This window comes from Ideonella sp. P3_A4 (assembly GCF_056403075.1).
Genome location: NZ_JBFUGE010000082.1, coordinates 1 through 17,615, shown reverse-complemented (window position 1 = coordinate 17,615; position 17,615 = coordinate 1). Strand labels below are relative to the sequence as shown.

The following is a 17,615-nucleotide window of genomic DNA, read 5'->3' as shown; positions in this document are numbered from 1 at the left end:
GAGTGGGGGCGGCGACTGCAAGTACCAGCAGCGCAAAGGCCACGCCCCCACCCCTTCGCATGTCATCGAGCATCGTTGGATTGTTACCTCGAACTTGGTTCGATCCGTCTTGACAGCTGAGCAAGAGTTGCGATGGCGTGCCGTGCCAATGAAAAAGGGCGCCTCGCGGCGCCCTAGCGGTCATCCAAAATGCTGGAGATCAGCGGCAGTTTGCCGGCAGATACTTCGGCAGGATCGTCGTGCCGGCGCCTTGATTGCAGGCCCAGTCGAGAATGCCCGCGTCGGAGACGTTCGGGGACGGCTGCAGGACGAACACGGTACCAGTCAGCTGAGGCAGGTTGGCGGCGTTCGGGGTCACGGTGATCACGCCAGTAGCAACCGCCAGGCTGGTGACGTATTGGGTCGCTTGCGTGTCGCAGCCCGCCTCTGCGCCGGTCGGGGGCAGTGTCTGGTTCATCGATTGGTAGTACTCGGCGACAGACGTCTTGCACTTGTCCGCCGCAATGATGATTTCCGAAACCTTCGAGCGGATCGTGTAGTCCTGATAAGCCGGCAGCGCAACGGCGGCCAGGATGCCGATGATCGCCACGACGATCATCAGTTCGATGAGGGTGAAACCTTGTTGGACGCGCTTCATGGTGAAACTCCTTGATCAGCGGGTGGGGGAGGAAAACGTTGGGGGGCTCGATTTGCCCTTATCCCCCTAATTGCGAAACCCGTGCCAGCTTTTTCGGGCTTGTCTGGCGTGAACTTTGCACTGTCGTTGACGGATCTGGTCGCTTTTCGCTGCCCAGTTCTGTCGATGCGGGCCTCAAGTGACGAAATTTGTCAGTCGAGGTGCAAGGTCTGGCCGGCGGCCAGGGCTTGCAGGCGCCGGCCGGGCAGGCGCCGGGCCAGGTCGGCGCGGATGGTGTCCAGCTCGCCTGGCTTGATGTGGGTCAGCAGCACGTCGGTACCCTCGGGCACGTGGCGCAACTCGTCGGCCAGCGATGAGGGGCAATGGTGGCGGCTGTCGGCGGCGATGGCGCGCTCGCTTTCGGCAAAGGCCACTTCGATCACCAGTTGCGCCACCGGGCGCCCCGCCAGGGCCGCCCACAGCGATGGGTTCGGGCCGGTGTCTCCTGTATAGACCCAGCAGCGACCGCTGGGTGCATTGACGGCATAGCCGCAGGCTGGCACGGCGTGCGCCGCAGGCAGCACGTCGATAGCTCGCTGGGCGGCGCCCAGATGCAGCGTCTGGCCGACCTTGAGGGGCTGCAGTTGCAGCACGGGTTGGCTGGCGCTGGGCAGGCGGGTGAAATCAGGCCACAGCAGGTCGTTGAACAGGTGCTGGCGCAGCACTTGCAGTGTTTCAGCCAGGGCATGGACCTGGATCGGGGCGCGGCCCTGGCGGCGGCGCATCACGCTGTCAGCCAACAGCGGCACACCCAGTACGTGGTCCAGGTGCGAGTGGCTGAGCAGGATGTGGTCGATGCGCGCCAGTTCGTCGAGCGTCAAGTCGCCAACGCCCGTGCCGGCGTCGATCAACACGTCGTCGTCGAGCAGGAAGCTGGTGGTTCGACAGCCCTGGGCGATCGAGCCGGAGCAGCCGAGGATGCGGATGTTCATGCGGCAGCGACGGGCGCGGGCGCCGAAAAGGTGACGGACGGCAAGGTGGGTGGCGCCCGAGGCGCAGGTCAGCGCGCCAGGATCGCCGGCGCATCGGCCCCATGGTGCTGCGGGCGGCGCCGCAGCGCAAGATGCCAAGTGCCCAGATCGGCTGTCACATTTGCCGCCTGGGCCCTGCATTGTCAGCAGGTGTGAACAGCATCACGTTCGCGACAAGCGCCACCGCCGGGACGCTTGTGCGATTGGCTGGCGCTCAGCCCTGGATGAACTGCATCTGGGTGCCGGCCAGGTCGATGATGTCGCCGTTCTTCAGCGAGATCACGCCGTCGCCGACGGGGCTGCCGTTGACAGTCGGGTGCGACACGCCTTCGACATGCGACAGCACATAGCCGGTGGGCCGCTTGGCGATCGAGGCCACCTGCACGCCCGGTTTGCCGACGGTGGTGACGGCCTTGGTCAGCAGTACTTCGCGGCCCGCGGCGCCGCCGTTGAGCACCTTGATCGAGGCCGGGATCATCGAGTGCACCGGCGGTGGAATGGTCACCGGGTTGGCCGGGTTGAAGCCCGGGCGCAGGACCATCGTTTTCTCGTAGTCGGGCACCTCGTCGACCAGGTACTTGATGCGGTACTTGCCGATCTCGACGGTGTCGTTGTGCACCAGCAGCTGCTTCTTGATCGCCTTGCCGTTGATGTAGGTCCCGTTGGTGCTGTTGAGGTCTTCGATGAAGACGTCATGGCCCACCGCCAGCATCACCGCATGCTCGCCGCTGACGGCGAGGTTGTCGATCACGATGTCGTTGTACGGGCGACGGCCCAGTGTCGTCCGATCTTTGGAGATCGGCACTTCCTTGATCACGACGTTGTCTAGCGAAACGACCAGCTTGCCCATGCCTGTCCTCTTGTTGTCACAGTTCGAACCCGCAGGTTCGACCTACGCGTGAACCACCTTGCCCCCTCAGGCGCGGCGGAACGGCCACCATGCACGCCCGGCGTGGGCGGCTCCCCCTTTGGCGCGTACCAGGACCACCGAGATATTATCCCGCCCACCCGCTGCATTGGCAGCAGCAATGAGCGCGTTCGCGGTGGCCTCCAAACTGTCGCTTGCACGCATCACCTGCGCAATGGCGGCGTCGGGCAGCATGTCCGACAGACCATCCGAGCACAGCATCACCAGGTCGCCAGGGCGCAATTCGTGCCCGACGACCTCCAGTTCGACCGCCGGCTCGACGCCCACGGCTCTCGTCACCAGGTTGCGGTTCATCGAGTAGACCGCTTCCTCCGGCGTCAACAGACCGGCATCGATCTGCTCCTGGAGCAAAGAATGGTCCCGGCTCAGCTGTTCAAGCTTGCCGCCGCGGAGCCGGTAGGCGCGTGAGTCGCCGATGTGGCCGACCCAGAGCCTGTCGTCGTTGAACAGCGCGCTGACCAGCGTCGTGCCCATGCCGGCGTATTCGGCCCGGCTTTGCGAGGCGTCGTAGACGACCTGGTTGGCATGCTGCGCGCTGGCCATCATGGCTTGGCGGATCTCTTCTTCATCGCGCGCGGCGCTCGGCTCGGAGAGCCAGCGGGCGATGTCCTCGCAGACGCATTCGACGGCCATCGCGCTGGCCACTTCGCCGGCGTTGTAGCCGCCCATGCCGTCCGCCAGCACCGCCAAAGCCAGGGTTTCGTCGACCCGTACTGCGTCCTCGTTATTGCTTCGCGCGCGGCCAGTGTCCAGCGCACTGAAGAACTCGAGTTGCATGCTCACGGGCGGTGTCGCGTTCAAGACGGCGTCGCGGTCGGGGGGACAGCCATTGTGCCTGTGCTGGTGGGTCCTGACGCACCGGGAGAAACCAAGGCCGCGCGCAGCGCCGTGCCGACGTGACGCAGTTCGCGAGCCAGTGCCGCACCGTCGGACGGCCGGTCGTCGGGCCGTTTGGCCAGCAGCCGGGCGACCAGGGTCGAGAGCTCGGTCGGCAGGTCGGGCCGCAACGCGGTCAAAGACGGCGCCGGCTGTGTGGTGATGGCCAGCAGCAGGTCGCCCATCGAGGCGGCTTCGAACGGCAGCCGACCGGTCAGCAGTTCGAACAACACCACGCCCAGCGCATACAGGTCGCAACGGCCATCGACCGGCGCGCCGGCCAACTGTTCGGGCGCCATGTAGACCGGGGTGCCGGCCAGCACGCCACTGCGGCTGCGCTCGGCATCGCTCAGGTGGGCACAGCCGAAATCTGCAATCTTCAAGACAGCCCGGCCGGGGCTGAACAGCAGGTTGGCGGGCTTGATGTCGCGGTGGACCACGCCCTGGGTGTGGGCATGCGCCAGTGCATCCGCGGCCTGGGCCATCAGCTCAATGACCAGCGGTTCGGGCAGCAGCCGCGACGCGGCGGCATAGCGTGCGAGGTCGCTGCCCGGCACCCACTCCATCGCGATCCAGCCGACCGCGCTGTCGCCATGGCCTTCGATCCCCGCGCCACGGGTGCGCACGATGCCCGGATGGCGCAGGCGCCCTGCGGCCTGCGACTCGCGCAGGAAGCGGTCACGGGTCAGCTCACCATGGTGCAAGCGCACGGTCTTGACCGCGACCGGCGCGCCGCTGTCGGGGTCGGTCGCGAGGTGCAGTTCACCCAAGGCGCCGTGGGCGAAGGTTCGCACCAGCGGGTAGCCGCCAACGGTGACGCCTGGCATCTCGCTGGCATCGGCCATGGCCGACGGTGGCGGCAGCTGGCGATCGCGCTGCCACGGCCAATGGCGCCGTAGCGCCCGGCTCCAGAACGTGGTTCCGTTGCCACCCATTCGCTTGAACCCCCCAATGCGTGCGTGGTTGCAACCACCTTATCACAGGCGTTTTCGCCGCATTGTCAGCGCTGGTGACCGCTTGCCGCCGAAACGGGTGACAGCGGTATGTCGCCAAGGTGTCAGCCGGGTTTCAGGCCGGTTGGGCGTGTTGGCGCCGCTTGATGATCAGCCCCAGGGCCACGACCAGTGCCGCGCCGATGGCGGCGCCGAGGTACTGCGTGGTGTGTGGCAATTCGCCGAAGCGCGTCACGACGGCCGGGTCGGTCAGAATCATTTCTCCCGCCAGCCAGCCCAGCAGCGCTGCGCCCAAGGTGATGATGATCGGGAAGCGTTCCATCACCTTCAGCAACAGGGTCGAACCAAAGATGATCAGCGGAATGCTGATCGCCAGGCCCAACACCAGCAGCACCGTGTCGCCCTTGGCCGCGGCGGCCACGGCCAGCACGTTGTCCAGGCTCATCACCAGGTCGGCCACCAGGATGGTGCGGATGGCGGCGAGCAGTCCGGTGTTCTCGGTGTTGCCGTCTCCATCTTCGCCCTCACCTTCTTCCAGCAGCAGTGAGACGCCGATGTAGACCAGCAGCACACCGCCGACGATCTTCAGCCACGGCCACTTGAGCATCTCGACCGCGATCAGGGTCAGCACGATCCGCATCACGATCGCGGCGGCACTGCCGAAGAAGATCGCCTTCTTCTGCTGATGCGGCGGCAGGCTGCGGGCGGCCAGTGCGATCACCACCGCGTTGTCGCCGGACAGCAGGATGTTGACCCAGATGATCGAGCCGAGGGCGGCCCAGAAGGCGGCGGAAGTGAAGTCCATCGTGGCCCCGGAAAACGTGCGTCGCAGCAGAAAGCGGAATAAAAAAGAGGGCGCGAAGCCCTCTTTCGATCGAGCGCGCTGAAGTGTAGGTTCGGGCGCGCCGCGTCGCGTTCGTACAACTACGAACGCGGCGTCACGAGATCAGAGCAGGCCCTTGAGCAGCTTGGCCATCTCCGACGGGTTGCGGGTGATCGTGAAGCCGCACTCTTCCATGACTGCCAGCTTGGCGTCGGCCGTGTCGGCGCCGCCACTGATCAGCGCACCGGCATGGCCCATGCGCTTGCCCGGGGGGGCGGTGACACCGGCGATGAAGCCGACGATCGGCTTCTTCATGTTGGCCTTGCACCAGCGCGCAGCCTCGGCTTCATCGGGGCCGCCGATCTCACCGATCATGATGACCGCGTCGGTGTCCGGGTCGTCGTTGAAGGCCTTCATCACGTCGATGTGCTTGAGGCCGTTGATCGGRTCGCCGCCGATGCCGACCGCCGACGAYTGGCCGAGGCCGATCTCRGTCAGCTGYGCCACCGCTTCATASGTCARSGTSCCYGARCGYGAGACCACGCCGATGCGGCCCTTGCGGTGGATGTGGCCCGGCATGATGCCGATCTTGATTTCKTCCGGCGTGATCAGGCCCGGGCAGTTCGGGCCCAGCAGCAGCGTGCGCTTGCCGCCGGCGGCTTCCTTGGCCTTCATCTTGTTGCGCACTTCCAGCATGTCGCGCACGGGAATGCCTTCGGTGATGCAGATCGCCAGGTCCAGGTCGGCCTCGACGGCTTCCCAGATCGCGGCGGCGGCGCCCGCGGGCGGCACGTAGATCACGCTGACGGTCGCGCCGGTCTGGCCGGCGGCTTCCTTCACGCTGGCGTAGATCGGAATGCCTTCGAAGTCTTCGCCGGCCTTCTTCGGGTTCACGCCGGCGACGAAGCAGTTCTTGCCGTTGGCGTAGTCGCGGCAGCCGCGGGTGTGGAACTGCCCGGTCTTGCCCGTGATGCCCTGGGTGATGACCTTGGTGTCTTTGTTGATGTAAATCGACATCTCGTTCGCTCCTGGGCGTTTACTTCACGGCGGCGACGATCTTCGTCGCGGCTTCGGCCATCGTGTCTGCGCTGATGATGGGCAGGCCCGAGTCGGCCAGCATCTTCTTGCCCAGGTCTTCGTTGGTGCCCTTCATGCGCACCACCAGCGGCACCGACAGGTTCACCGCCTTGCAAGCCGCGATCACGCCGTCGGCGATGGTGTCGCACTTCATGATGCCGCCGAAGATGTTGACCAGGATGCCTTTGACGTCCGGGTTCTTCAGCATGATCTTGAAGGCTTCGGTGACCTTCTCGGCCGTCGCGCCACCGCCCACGTCCAGGAAGTTGGCCGGCTCTCCGCCGAACAGCTTGATGGTGTCCATCGTCGCCATCGCGAGGCCCGCGCCGTTGACCAGGCAGCCGATGTTGCCGTCGAGCGAGATGTACGCGAGGTCGAACTTGCTGGCCTCGATCTCGGCCGCGTCTTCCTCGTCGAGGTCGCGATAAGCGACGATCTCGGGGTGGCGGAACAGCGCGTTGGAGTCGAAGTTGAACTTCGCGTCCAGCGCGATCAGGTTGCCCTTGCTGTCACGGTTGAKCGGGTTGATCTCGACCAGCGAGGCATCCGTCTCCATGTAGCAGCGGTACAGGTTCTTGAACAGCGTCACGGCCTGGTCGACCGTGTTGCCGGTCATGCCGACGGCCGCGGCGATCTTCTTGACTTGCGCGTCGGTCAGGCCGACCAGCGGGTCGACCAGCTCGGTGATGATCTTCTCGGGGGTCGAATGGGCGACCTCCTCGATGTCCATGCCGCCTTCGCTCGAGCAGATCAGCGCGACCTTTTGCGAGGCGCGGTCGGTCACGAGGGAGACGTAGAACTCCTTCTGGATGTCCGCGCCTTCTTCGATGTACAGGCGCCGCACCTTCTGGCCTTCCGGGCCGGTCTGGTGGGTCTTCAGCTGCATGCCGAGGATCTGGCCGGAGATCGCCTTGACGTCATCCATGGACTTGGCCAGCTTGACGCCGCCGCCCTTGCCGCGGCCGCCCGCGTGGATCTGAGCCTTGACGACCCAGACGGCACCGCCCAGCTTTTGTGCGGCCTCGGTGGCCTCCTGCACGGTGAATGCCGGGTAGCCGCGGGGCACCGGCACATCGAACTGGCGCAGGAGTTCCTTGCCTTGGTATTCGTGGATCTTCATGGGGCTGGTTTCGTGAGTTCAGGACGAAAGCGGGTGGCGACGGAGCGAGGTGCTCAATCGCCGCCGGCGGCGGCCGGTCCGGATGCCGGCGTCGGATTTTGCGTCAGTTTGTTGGCACCGGGCTGACGGTACCAACGGGGGTAATAAAGACGCACGGCTTCACCGTCGGCCGCCAGCGCATGGCAGCGGTCGAGCTGGAAGGGTTGGGTGTCGCTGTCGGGATGCACTTTCAGTACATCGCCAGCGAAGGCTTGGACGACCGCGGTGGGCAGCACATCGGCCAGTTCTGACAGGTGAGTGCAGCCTTGCACGCCGCCCAGGCGCTCGCGCACGGCGCGCTTGAAGCCGCGCATCAGGTTCAGGCCAGCCAGCGCGCCGTAGCGGTCGCCATGCTGGTCGCAATGACCGGGGTAGGGCATGGCCAGGGATTCAGCGCCGGCCGCGACGATGTTGAAACTGGTGTCGACGACGATGCGCAGATGCAGGTCATGGATCGGTTCGCCAGCGGGGCGCTCGCGGCCGGGGGCGCCGGTCGGGCGGGTCTTGCTGTCGAGCACCGTGGCGTCGATCTCCCACAAGCCATCGCTGCGCGCATAGGCCTGGACCTGGATCGAACGCTGGTGCTTGAGCTGGCGTTGGGGGTCGGCGGGGGGCAGCGGCATTGGCAAAACAGCGGGTGCGCCGCGGACCAGCCCTGGATCGGGGGCCCGGCGGGCAGTTTTTCACTGTAGCACGCGTGCTGCAACGCAACATACGTGGTGGCCGTAGCGCCCCGAAGCGAGTGCGCCGAGTGTCTATTCGTCCTCGCGGCCGCCGACCACGCGGCGCACCACGTCGCCGGCAAAACCCCGCGCGGCCAGGAACCGCATCTGGCGCGCCCGTTCGGCCGGCTCGGTCGTCGGCTCGCCGCCGTATTTGCGGCGCCAGACCTCGCGGGCGCGCTCCAGCTCGGTGTCGCGCAGCTGGCGGGCGGTGTCGGGATCCATCTGGACGCCGTGGCGGGCCAGCTCTTGCTTGATGCGGGCGGTGCCTTGGCGCTTGGCGCGGGTGTGGACGCGGCTTTCGGCGAAGCGCGCGTCACTGAGGTGGCGCGCGGCTTCGAGTGCGTCGAGCAATGTGTCGATTTCGGCAGCTGCCGCCTCGGCGTCGTAAGCCTCTGCGACGTCGGCCGGCACCGTCTCGTCGGGCAGGTCCCACGGATCGCGCGGGCCGAGCGCCGCTTCGCGTGCGGCCTCTGCCGCTTGCGCCTGAGCGCGCTTGCGGGCATGGGCCAGCAGCTTGCCGCGCAACTCGGCCCGGCTGTGCTCGCGCCGCGCCAGCAGCGCCAGGGCTTGCGCCTTCAGGCTGAGAGGTGGGCGTTTCACATCGCCCTCATGTCACGTTGCCCGGTGGCCACCTGAGCGGCCGCCGGGCTTGGGCACCTTACTTGGCGGGCGCTTCGCTGGCCAAGTCAGCCAGCAGCGGCACGCCCATCGCTTCGCGCACCTTGTTCTCGATCTCGTGCGCCAGCGCAGGGTTCTCGCGCAGGAACTCGCGCGAGTTGTCCTTGCCCTGGCCGATCTTCTCGCCGTTGTAGGCGTACCAGGAGCCGGACTTCTCGACGATCTTGGCGGCCACGCCGAGGTCGATGATCTCGCCTTCGCGGCTGATGCCTTCACCGTAGAGGATGTCGAACTCGGCTTCCTTGAACGGGGGCGCGACCTTGTTCTTGACGACCTTGACGCGGGTCTCGTTGCCGATGATCTCTTCGCCCTTCTTGATCGATCCGATGCGGCGGATGTCCAGGCGAACCGAGCAGTAGAACTTCAGTGCATTGCCGCCGGTGGTGGTTTCGGGGCTGCCGAACATCACGCCGATCTTCATCCGGATCTGGTTGATGAAGATCACCATGCAGTTCGACTTCTTGATCGTCGCGGTCAGCTTGCGCAGCGCCTGGCTCATCAGGCGGGCTTGCAGGCCTGGCAGGCTGTCGCCCATCTCGCCTTCGAGCTCGGCCTTGGGCGTCAGCGCGGCGACCGAGTCGACGATCACCAGGTCGACCGCGCCGGAGCGGACCAGCGAGTCGACGATTTCGAGCGCCTGCTCGCCGGTGTCGGGCTGGCTGATCAGCAGCTCTTGCAGGTTGACGCCCAGCTTCTGTGCGTACCCGATGTCGAGCGCGTGTTCGGCGTCGATGAAGGCGGCCACGCCGCCCTTCTTTTGCATCTCGGCCACGACCTGCAGCGTCAGCGTGGTCTTGCCCGACGATTCCGGGCCGTAGATCTCGACCACCCGGCCGCGCGGCAGGCCGCCGACGCCCAGGGCGATGTCCAGGCCGAGCGAGCCGGTGGAGAYGACCTCGATGTCTTCGATCACCTCGCCTTCGCCCAGGCGCATGATCGAGCCCTTGCCGAACTGCTTTTCGATCTGGGCCAACGCGGCCGCCAGGGCCTTGGACTTCTCGGTGTTCAGGTTTTTCACAGGTGCATCCATGGTGGCGGGCCTCCTCATTCGATTCGATCGGTAGTCAGCAGAATGGGGCCGATTATGTCAGAAGCTGGATATCTGTACAGTGGATTTTCAGGCCTTGTCGGCCGTCAACCTGGGGACAGGGTGGCTCCCTAGAATCGCCCAAGCCGGCGGCCGAAGCGCAGCTTTCGGGCCCTCAAGAGCCACCGCAAGGAGACAAGGCCGATGCGCATTCTGATTGCCGAAGATGACCAGGTGCTGGCCGACGGGCTGCTGCGCTCGCTGCGCGGCACCGGCTATGCGGTCGACCATGTGGCGACCGGCAGCGAAGCTGATGCCGCGCTCGCTTCGCATGAATTCGACCTGGTGATCCTGGACCTGGGCTTGCCCCGCCTGCACGGGCTGGAGGTGCTGCGCAAGTTGCRCGCCCGCGGCTCCAGCATGCCGGTGCTGATCCTGACGGCGGCCGATTCGGTCGAGCAGCGCGTCAAGGGGCTGGACCTGGGCGCCGACGACTACATGGCCAAGCCCTTCTCGCTGCAGGAGCTCGAAGCGCGTGTGCGTGCTTTGACGCGCCGTGGCCTGGGCACGGCATCCAGCGTCATCAAGCACGGGCCGTTGAGTTTTGATGCCACTGGCCGCGTGGCCTACATCAACGACCAGATGATCGAGTTGTCGGCGCGCGAGATCAGCCTGCTGGAAGTGCTGCTGCAGCGTGCCGGCCGCCTGGTCAGCAAGGACCAGTTGGTCGCTCGCCTGTGCGAGTGGGGCGAAGAGGTCAGCAACAACGCCATCGAGGTCTACATCCACCGCCTGCGCAAGAAGATCGAGCAGGGTCCGATCCGCATCGCTACGGTGCGGGGCCTCGGCTATTGCCTTGAAAAAATCCAGAGCTAGCGCAACGGCCGCGGCGCGCAGCGCCAGGCCCCCCAAGTGGCGTGCGCGGATCCGGCTCTGCCGGTCCGCTGCGCGAGCCCCCTTGGGGGGCAGCCCGCTGGAGCGGGCGTGGGGGCTTCATTGATGGCGTGGGGGCACCATGTCCCGTGAACAACGGTCGCTGTTCGGCGAGATCCTCGACTGGATGCTGGTGCCGCTGCTGCTGCTGTGGCCGATGAGCGCGGCGCTGACCTGGCTGGTGGCGCAGAACATCGCCGCCCGCCCGTACGACCGCGACCTGGCGCAGTTGACGCGCATGATCGCGCGCCAGATGGTGGCGGCCGAGGCCAACTTGCCGCACGACAAAGCCTTGCGCCTGCCCGAGTCGGCGGCTGCCCTGTTGCGCAGCGACGATGTCGACCGGGTCTACTTTCAGGTCCTGGGCGAACAGGGCGATCTGTTGGCCGGCGACCGCGAGCTGCCGACGCCGGACACCGACCCCACGATTCCGCCGCCTGTCGGCGAGGTGCAGTTCCGCGACGAGATGATCCAGAACGAACCGGTGCGGGTGGCCAGCCTGCGCCTGGTGCCGGCGCCCGGCGAGCCGCTGCGCATCGGCCTGGTGCAGGTCGGCGAGACGATGGAAAAGCGCAGCCGGTTGACGACCGAGATCATCAAGGGCGTGTTGCTGCCGCAGTACGTGATCCTGCCGGTGGCGGTGTTGCTGGTCTGGTTTGCGCTGGCACGCGGCATCGCACCCTTGAGCCAATTGCAGCAGCGCATCCAGCGCCGCCAAAGCCATGACCTGAGTCCGATCGATCAGCACGACGTGCCGGAAGAGGTGGCGCCGCTGGTGCGCGCGATCAACGACCTGCTGACCCGGCTCGACCAGTCGATGGCGACGCAAAAACACTTTCTCGCCGACGCGGCGCACCAGTTGAAGACGCCGTTGGCGGGCCTGCGCACGCAGGCCGAACTGGCCCAGCGCGAAATCGACAGCGGCACCGGCGATGCGCAGTCGATCAAGCGTTCGCTGCAGCACATCGCCCGCTCGAGCCAGCGTGCGGCGCACATGGTCAACCAGCTGTTGGCGATGGCGCGGGCGGAAGACGTGGAATCGGCGCGCAAGGCGCAGGACTTCAGTCTGGTCCGCCTGGCCGTCGACACGGTGCAGGACTTCGTGCCGAAGGCGATGGACAAGCGCATCGACCTGGGCTACGAGGGCCCCGAGGTCAGCGGCGATGCGGCGCCGCGCTTGCGCGGCCAACCGATCCTGGTGCGCGAGATGATCCGCAACCTGGTCGACAACGCGTTGCAGTACACGCCCGAAGGGGGCACGGTCACGGTGCGAGTGACGCCCGACCCGTTCGGCCAGGTGCTGGTGCTGCAGGTGGAGGACAACGGCCCCGGCATTGCCGAAGCGGAACGCGAGCTGGTGTTCCAGCCGTTCTACCGTGCGCTGGGCACGAACGTGGATGGCAGCGGCTTGGGGCTGGCCATCGTGCGCGAGATTGCCGACAAGCACCAGGCGACGGTCACCATCGACCAGGCGCGGCTCTCGGCGGGGTCCCCGGCCGGAGGGCCGGGGACGGTGTTCACGGTGCGCTTCCCGGTGCAGGCGCCGGCCCGGTCCGGACCGAGCGACGCCTCACCGGATCAACGCTGACGCGAAATCACTTGGTGGTCGACACCTTGCCGCCGGCCTTGGCGCCGGTCAGCGGGTAGCCAGCGGACCAGGTGCCGCTGTTGATCAGGGTGCCGGTTTCGGTCGCGAACACGGACCAGGTGCCGTCGGCGTTGACGACCCAGCCGTAGGTGCTGCCGAACTGCACGGCGCTGGCTTCGGTCAGGGCGTAGCCCTTGACCAGGCTGCCGGCCAGGAGCTTGCCGGTCGGGCCCATGACGGCGTCGGGCGTGTAGGTGCCGCAGTTGGTGAAGTCGCGCTGGCCGGTCACGTAGCCGCCACTGACGGTCAGGTTGGTGAAACCGTCGCAGTAGTTATCGAACTTGATGTTGGCGGGGATCTTGGCGGCTTGGGCGGCGCCAGCGGCCAGGGCCAGAACGGCGACGGAAATCATCGAGAACTTCGACATGTAAGGGTGCTCCGAAAGTCAATCAGTATGGTTTTTGGCGGCACGACATCCGTTGCGCACCGGCTGTCGTGCCGCGGCGCAGTCTAGTGACGAGAGGTGTCGAAAGCTCTCCCTTACTCAAGGGATGTAACAGCGACGTGGCGCTGAACTGAAAAGTTAGCTACCCGTGACGTACGTCACTTGGTTCAGCTCTGCATCAGGCGCCGGCTCTTGGCGATCGACATCAGCATGCCCAGCGCCAGGCCAAGGGTGACCATCGCGGTGCCGCCGTAGCTGATGAACGGCAAGGGGATGCCCACCACGGGCAGGATGCCGCTGACCATCCCCATGTTCACCATCGCGTAGGTGAAGAAGCTCAGCGTCAAAGCGCCGCCGAGCAGCCGGGTGAAGACGGTGGGCGCCTCCGCCGCGATGAGCAGGCCGCGTATCAGCACGAAGCTGAAGCAGGCGATCAGGCTCAGCGTGCCAAGCAGGCCGAATTCTTCGGCATAGGCGGCGAAGATGAAGTCGGTGGTGCGCTCGGGGATGAACTCCAGGTGCGTCTGCGTGCCCTTCATGAAGCCCTTGCCGGTGGGCCCGCCGGAGCCGATCGCGATCATGCCCTGGATGATGTGGAAGCCTTTGCCGAGCGGGTCAGTCGTCGGGTCTAACAGCGTGCAGACGCGGTGCTTCTGGTAGTCGCGCAGCAGCGGCCATTTGACGTCGTCCTGGCAGATCTGGTCGGCCGAGAACACCAGCGCACCGATGGCCAGCACGCCGGCCAGCAGCACCGGCAGGATCAGACGCCAGCTGAGGCCGGCGAAGTAGATGACGTACAGCCCGCCTGAGAGGATCAGGATCGCGGTGCCCAGGTCCGGCTGCTTGACCACCAATCCGACAGGCACCAGCAGCAGTGCGCCGGCGACCGCGAAGTCCAGCGTGCGCAACTGGCTTTCGCGCTTCTGGAACCACCAGGCCAGCATCAGCGGCATCGCCAGCTTCATCAGCTCACTGGGTTGGATCACGACGCCGACGTTGAGCCAGCGCTGCGCGCCCTTCTTGGTCACGCCGAACAAGGCCGTGGCGATCAGCAGCGCCACCCCGACGGTGTACAGCGGCACAGCGACGCGCATCAGCCGCTGCGGCGGCACCTGTGCCACCAGGAACAGCAGCAGCAGCGCGAGCAGCATGTTGCGACCGTGGTCGACGAAGCGGGTGCCGTGGTCGTAGCCGGCCGAATACATCGTCAGCAGCCCCAGGCCACCCAGCACCAGCAGGCCCAGCAACAGCGGCAGGTCGAAGCCGGAGAACACCGGCAGGATGCGCTGCCACAGCGGCGGACGTTCCAGCACCACGCTCATGGTTGGCCTCCAGAGGCGGTGGCTGAAGCCGGGGCGGCGGGGCGAGATGCGGCCGGCGCTGCGACACGCGCGGCCGAGGGGGCGGATGCCGGTGAGGCCGCGGCTTTGGGAAGCAAGCCGACTGTGCGACTGGCCGCGCCCGAAGCGGGGACTGCCGCTGATTTCACCGCGCCTGCAGCCGAGGCTGCCGCGGCGCTGGCCGCCGGGTCCGGCGCCGCCACCAGCCCCATCGCCACCGACGCACCCACGCCGGTTGGCAACGCCACGTCGGCCGGCTTGCGCGATGCACCGATCGGCGCCACGCCCTTGCCTTCACGCACCAGCGCGATGTCTTCTTCGCTCGGGTATTGGTCCATCAGCAAATAGTCCAGCACACGGCGGGCGATTGGCGCTGCGGCGCCCGAACCCCAGCCCGCGTTCTCCACGATCACCGCCAGCGCGACCCGTGGTTCGTCCAGCGGTGCGAAGGCGATGTAGAGCGAATGGTCTCGCAGATGCTCCGCCGTGCGGGTAGCGCTGTATTTCTCGTTCTGCCGTGCCCCTACCGCCTGGGCGGTGCCGGTCTTGCCGCCGCTTTGGTAGCCGGCGCCGGCAAACACGCGGGCCGAGGTGCCGGCGATCGTCACGCCGTTCATCGCATCGCGGATCACCGCGACCTGGTCCGGCTTCAGGCCGATCGGCTCCAGCGCCTGTGACGAGATGCTGCGCTTTTCGCCGCTGACCATGTCTTCGACCTCGTGCACCAGGCGCGGCTTGAAGCGCTGGCCGCCCGACGACAGCGTCGATACCGCGGTGGCCATCTGCAGCATCGTGAAGTTGTTGTAGCCCTGGCCGATGCCCAGCGAGATCGTCTCGCCGGCGTACCACTTCTGCTGCTCTGGCTTCTTGAACTTGCGCCGCTTCCACTCGGTCGACGGCAGGTCGCCGGTCAGCTCGCCTTCCATGTCGATGTCGGTCTTGCGGCCCAGGCCAAAGGGCTCCAGCTGGTCGTGGATCAGGTCCACGCCCATCTCGTTGGCCAGGCTGTAAAAGTAGACGTTGCTCGATGTCACGATCGCCGCACGCATGTCTTTCGGGCCGGCGCGGTCGGTCTCGGGGCTGCCAAAGGTGCGGCCGCCGAAGCTGTAGGTCAGGTTGTCCATGATCACCGTGCTGGCGGCGCGCTTGCCCGAGTTCAGTGCGGCCATCGCCATGAAAGGCTTGAAGGTCGAGCCTGGCGGGTAGGTGCCGCGGATCGCACGGTTCAACAGCGGCTTGTCGATGTTCTCGTTCAGCGCCGACCAGTTCTCCTGGTCGATGCCGTCGACGAACAGGTTCGGGTCGAAGGTCGGCTTGGAGACGAAGGCCAGCACCTCGCCGTTGCGCGGGTCGATTGCGACCAGCGCACCGCGGCGCTCACCGAACAGCTGCTCGACCAGCGCCTGCAGCTTGATGTCGATCGACAGGATCAGCGTGTTGCCCGGGGTCGAGGGCTTGCTGTTGAGTCGGCGCATCGCGCGGCCGCCGGCCGACGTCTCGACCTGCTCGACACCGGTGCGGCCATGCAACTCGCTCTCGTACGACTGCTCCAGCCCCAGCTTGCCGATGTACTCGGTGCCGCGGTAGTTGGCCTGGGCTTCTTCTTCCCAGTCCTCCATCGCCTGTTTTTCGGTCTGGTTGATGCGCCCGATGTAGCCGATCAGGTGGCTGCCCGTCTCGCCCAACGGGTAGTTGCGGAACAGGCGCGCCTTGATGTCGACCCCGGGGAAGCGGAAGCGTTGCGCGATGAAGCGCGCCATCTCGGTTTCCGACAGCCGGTTGCGGATCGGCAGCGACTCGAAGCTCTTGCTCTCCTCCAGCTGGCGCTTGAAGCGTCGCCGGTCGCTGGGCCGGATGTCGACCAGCTCGGCCAGGCCGTTGATCGTCGCCTCCAGGTCGTCGACCTTGCTCGGCATGATCTCCAGCGTGTAGGCGGTGTAGTTGTTGGCCAGCACGACACCATGGCGGTCGACGATGCGGCCGCGGTTCGGCACGATCGGCACGATGGCCGTGCGGTTGGCCTCGGCCCTGATCGACAGCTCGTCGTGGCGAATCACCTGCAGGTAGACCAGGCGCGCGGTCAGCAGGCCGAAGCCGAGCAGCACGAACAGCGCCGCGGCCAGGATGCGCAGCCGGAAGCGATCCAGCTCGCGTGCAAGGTCCTTTAACTCCGTCACGCAGGGCTCACAGCGGGCGGTTCTTGTCCGGGTCCGGCGGGCGGCGTTGCGGTGCCAGCATCAGCGCGCTGGCCACGGGCCACAGCGCGGCCTCGATGAACGGTGCGATGAACAGCGTCCAGCCCGGAAAGCTGTCGCCGACCACCAGCCGCACCAGCAGCGAGGCCACATGGGCGGCCAGGAACAGCGGCAGCACCTGCAGCATCTGCTGCAGCAGGCCGAACCACACCAAGCGGCGGTGGACCATGATCGCCAGGTAGCTGAGCACCGTGTAGGCCAGTGCATGCTGGCCCAGCAGCGCGCCCTGGTGCACGTCCATCAGCAACCCGAACAGGAAGGCCCAGCCGATGCCGACGCGGCGCGGTTGGTGCACGTTCCAGAACACCAGCGTCAATGCCACCAGGTCGGGCATCGCGGCGCTGCGGCCCATCGGCACGATGTTCAGCGCAAAGGCCAGCAACAGCGTGAACCACAGGAACAGAGGGTTGACCGGCAACAGCAGCTGGTCGCCGCGCGGCATGATCATCATGGGCTCCTCATCGCCGGTTGCCTCGGCGCGGGCGTGTGTTCTCGGGCTCCGGCGGTGGCTCGGGCCGCGCCGGCAGCTGCGCGCTCAAGGGCTCCAGCACCAGCACGTGGCGCACGCCATCGGGCAAGGCGGTCGGCGCCAGCGCGATGCGGGCAAAGGCCGAGTCGGCACGCCGGTCGACCGCGGCCACCTTGGCCACCGGCAGGCCGGGCGGGTAGACGCCGTCGGTGCCGCTGGTGGTCAGCATGTCGCCGGCCTGAACGTCGTCGTTGCCGCCGACGAAGCGCAACTCCATCGTGCTGCCGTCGCCATTGCCGAAAGCCGCGCTGCGGTGCTGGGTGCGGGTGTTGACCACCGGAATGGCGGCGTCCTTGTCGACCAGCAGCGTGACCTCGGCCGAGAACGGGTAGACCCGCGTCACCTGCCCCAGCACGCCGGCCTCGTTGATCACCGGCGCGCCGGCGACCACACCGTGCTGGCTGCCGCGGTCCAGGAACAGCTTGTGCGAAAAAGGGTCCGGCGCCTCGTACAGCACCTCGGCCGCCAGCGTCTTCACGCTGACCTTGGGCCGCAGTTCGAGCAGCGCACGCAGGCGGGCGTTCTCCTGCGCCAATTGATCGGCCCGGGCCGAGCGCTCGGCCTGCTCCGCCAGGCGGGCGCGCATCGCGTTTTCGTTGKCCAGCGCGGTCTGCAGGCCGGCGAGGTAGTCA

At 66.6% G+C, this 17,615-nt stretch carries 18 protein-coding genes; 2 read left to right on the top strand and 16 right to left on the bottom strand.

The features are described from left to right. Positions 1 to 199 precede the first annotated feature (199 nt). The 11 genes from AC1DYI_RS10780 to recA all read right to left on the bottom strand — a co-directional run bounded on the left by AC1DYI_RS10780 (position 200) and on the right by recA (position 9,896). Positions 200 to 637, bottom strand: coding sequence for a pilin (locus AC1DYI_RS10780; RefSeq protein WP_477204102.1), 438 nt, complete (start codon positions 635 to 637; stop codon positions 200 to 202). 191 nt (positions 638 to 828) lie between these two features. Further along, complete coding sequence (locus AC1DYI_RS10775) at positions 829 to 1,608, bottom strand: MBL fold metallo-hydrolase (RefSeq protein WP_477204101.1); 780 nt, start codon at positions 1,606 to 1,608, stop codon at positions 829 to 831. A gap of 253 nt (positions 1,609 to 1,861) precedes the next feature. Then, positions 1,862 to 2,497: an FHA domain-containing protein gene (locus AC1DYI_RS10770; RefSeq protein WP_477204100.1), complete on the bottom strand. Its 636-nt coding sequence runs from the start codon at positions 2,495 to 2,497 to the stop codon at positions 1,862 to 1,864. Positions 2,498 to 2,563: 66 nt separating this feature from the next. Continuing rightward, positions 2,564 to 3,352: a Stp1/IreP family PP2C-type Ser/Thr phosphatase gene (locus AC1DYI_RS10765; RefSeq protein ID WP_477204103.1), complete on the bottom strand. Its 789-nt coding sequence runs from the start codon at positions 3,350 to 3,352 to the stop codon at positions 2,564 to 2,566. Positions 3,353 to 3,372: 20 nt separating this feature from the next. Next, a complete protein-coding gene (locus AC1DYI_RS10760) occupies positions 3,373 to 4,296 on the bottom strand; it encodes a serine/threonine-protein kinase (protein ID WP_477204099.1) in 924 nt (307 codons plus the stop codon). Positions 4,297 to 4,519: 223 nt separating this feature from the next. Next, a complete protein-coding gene (locus AC1DYI_RS10755; protein ID WP_477204098.1) occupies positions 4,520 to 5,209 on the bottom strand; it encodes a TerC family protein in 690 nt (229 codons plus the stop codon). Between the two features lie 141 nt (positions 5,210 to 5,350). Then, on the bottom strand, positions 5,351 to 6,244 hold the full coding sequence (gene sucD, locus AC1DYI_RS10750; protein WP_477204097.1) for a succinate--CoA ligase subunit alpha: 894 nt from the start codon (positions 6,242 to 6,244) through the stop codon (positions 5,351 to 5,353). 19 nt (positions 6,245 to 6,263) lie between these two features. After that, positions 6,264 to 7,424 carry an ADP-forming succinate--CoA ligase subunit beta gene (gene sucC, locus AC1DYI_RS10745; protein WP_477204096.1) on the bottom strand — a complete coding sequence of 387 codons (1,161 nt, stop codon included), beginning with the start codon at positions 7,422 to 7,424 and terminating at the stop codon, positions 6,264 to 6,266. 53 nt (positions 7,425 to 7,477) lie between these two features. Beyond that, positions 7,478 to 8,086, bottom strand: coding sequence for a DUF2889 domain-containing protein (locus AC1DYI_RS10740; protein WP_477204095.1), 609 nt, complete (start codon positions 8,084 to 8,086; stop codon positions 7,478 to 7,480). Positions 8,087 to 8,218: 132 nt separating this feature from the next. Continuing rightward, positions 8,219 to 8,788, bottom strand: coding sequence for a regulatory protein RecX (locus tag AC1DYI_RS10735; RefSeq protein ID WP_477204094.1), 570 nt, complete (start codon positions 8,786 to 8,788; stop codon positions 8,219 to 8,221). Between the two features lie 58 nt (positions 8,789 to 8,846). After that, positions 8,847 to 9,896: a recombinase RecA gene (gene recA, locus AC1DYI_RS10730; protein WP_477204093.1), complete on the bottom strand. Its 1,050-nt coding sequence runs from the start codon at positions 9,894 to 9,896 to the stop codon at positions 8,847 to 8,849. 201 nt (positions 9,897 to 10,097) lie between these two features. Here recA and AC1DYI_RS10725 point away from each other — a divergent pair, with 201 nt between their 5' ends. Continuing rightward, a complete protein-coding gene (locus AC1DYI_RS10725) occupies positions 10,098 to 10,769 on the top strand; it encodes a response regulator (RefSeq protein ID WP_477204092.1) in 672 nt (223 codons plus the stop codon). Positions 10,770 to 10,908: 139 nt separating this feature from the next. Further along, the gene (locus AC1DYI_RS10720; protein WP_477204091.1) at positions 10,909 to 12,414 is read left to right on the top strand and encodes a sensor histidine kinase; all 1,506 of its coding nucleotides are present in this window, start codon (positions 10,909 to 10,911) and stop codon (positions 12,412 to 12,414) included. Positions 12,415 to 12,421: 7 nt separating this feature from the next. On the opposite strand, the gene AC1DYI_RS10715 is transcribed toward AC1DYI_RS10720, so the two are convergent. From AC1DYI_RS10715 to mreC, 5 genes are all read right to left on the bottom strand, one after another. Next, positions 12,422 to 12,841, bottom strand: coding sequence for a hypothetical protein (locus AC1DYI_RS10715; RefSeq protein ID WP_477204090.1), 420 nt, complete (start codon positions 12,839 to 12,841; stop codon positions 12,422 to 12,424). Between the two features lie 185 nt (positions 12,842 to 13,026). Further along, the gene (rodA, locus tag AC1DYI_RS10710; protein WP_477204089.1) at positions 13,027 to 14,181 is read right to left on the bottom strand and encodes a rod shape-determining protein RodA; all 1,155 of its coding nucleotides are present in this window, start codon (positions 14,179 to 14,181) and stop codon (positions 13,027 to 13,029) included. Then, on the bottom strand, positions 14,178 to 16,376 hold the full coding sequence (gene mrdA / locus AC1DYI_RS10705) for a penicillin-binding protein 2 (protein WP_477204088.1): 2,199 nt from the start codon (positions 16,374 to 16,376) through the stop codon (positions 14,178 to 14,180). Before mrdA ends, rodA begins: the two co-directional genes overlap by 4 nt. Positions 16,377 to 16,383: 7 nt before the next feature. After that, positions 16,384 to 16,902 (bottom strand): rod shape-determining protein MreD, encoded by a 519-nt coding sequence (mreD, locus tag AC1DYI_RS10700; RefSeq protein ID WP_477204087.1) that lies wholly within the window; start codon positions 16,900 to 16,902, stop codon positions 16,384 to 16,386. 10 nt (positions 16,903 to 16,912) lie between these two features. Continuing rightward, the coding region (gene mreC, locus AC1DYI_RS10695) for a rod shape-determining protein MreC (RefSeq protein ID WP_477204086.1) at positions 16,913 to 17,615 on the bottom strand (703 nt) is incomplete at its 5' end.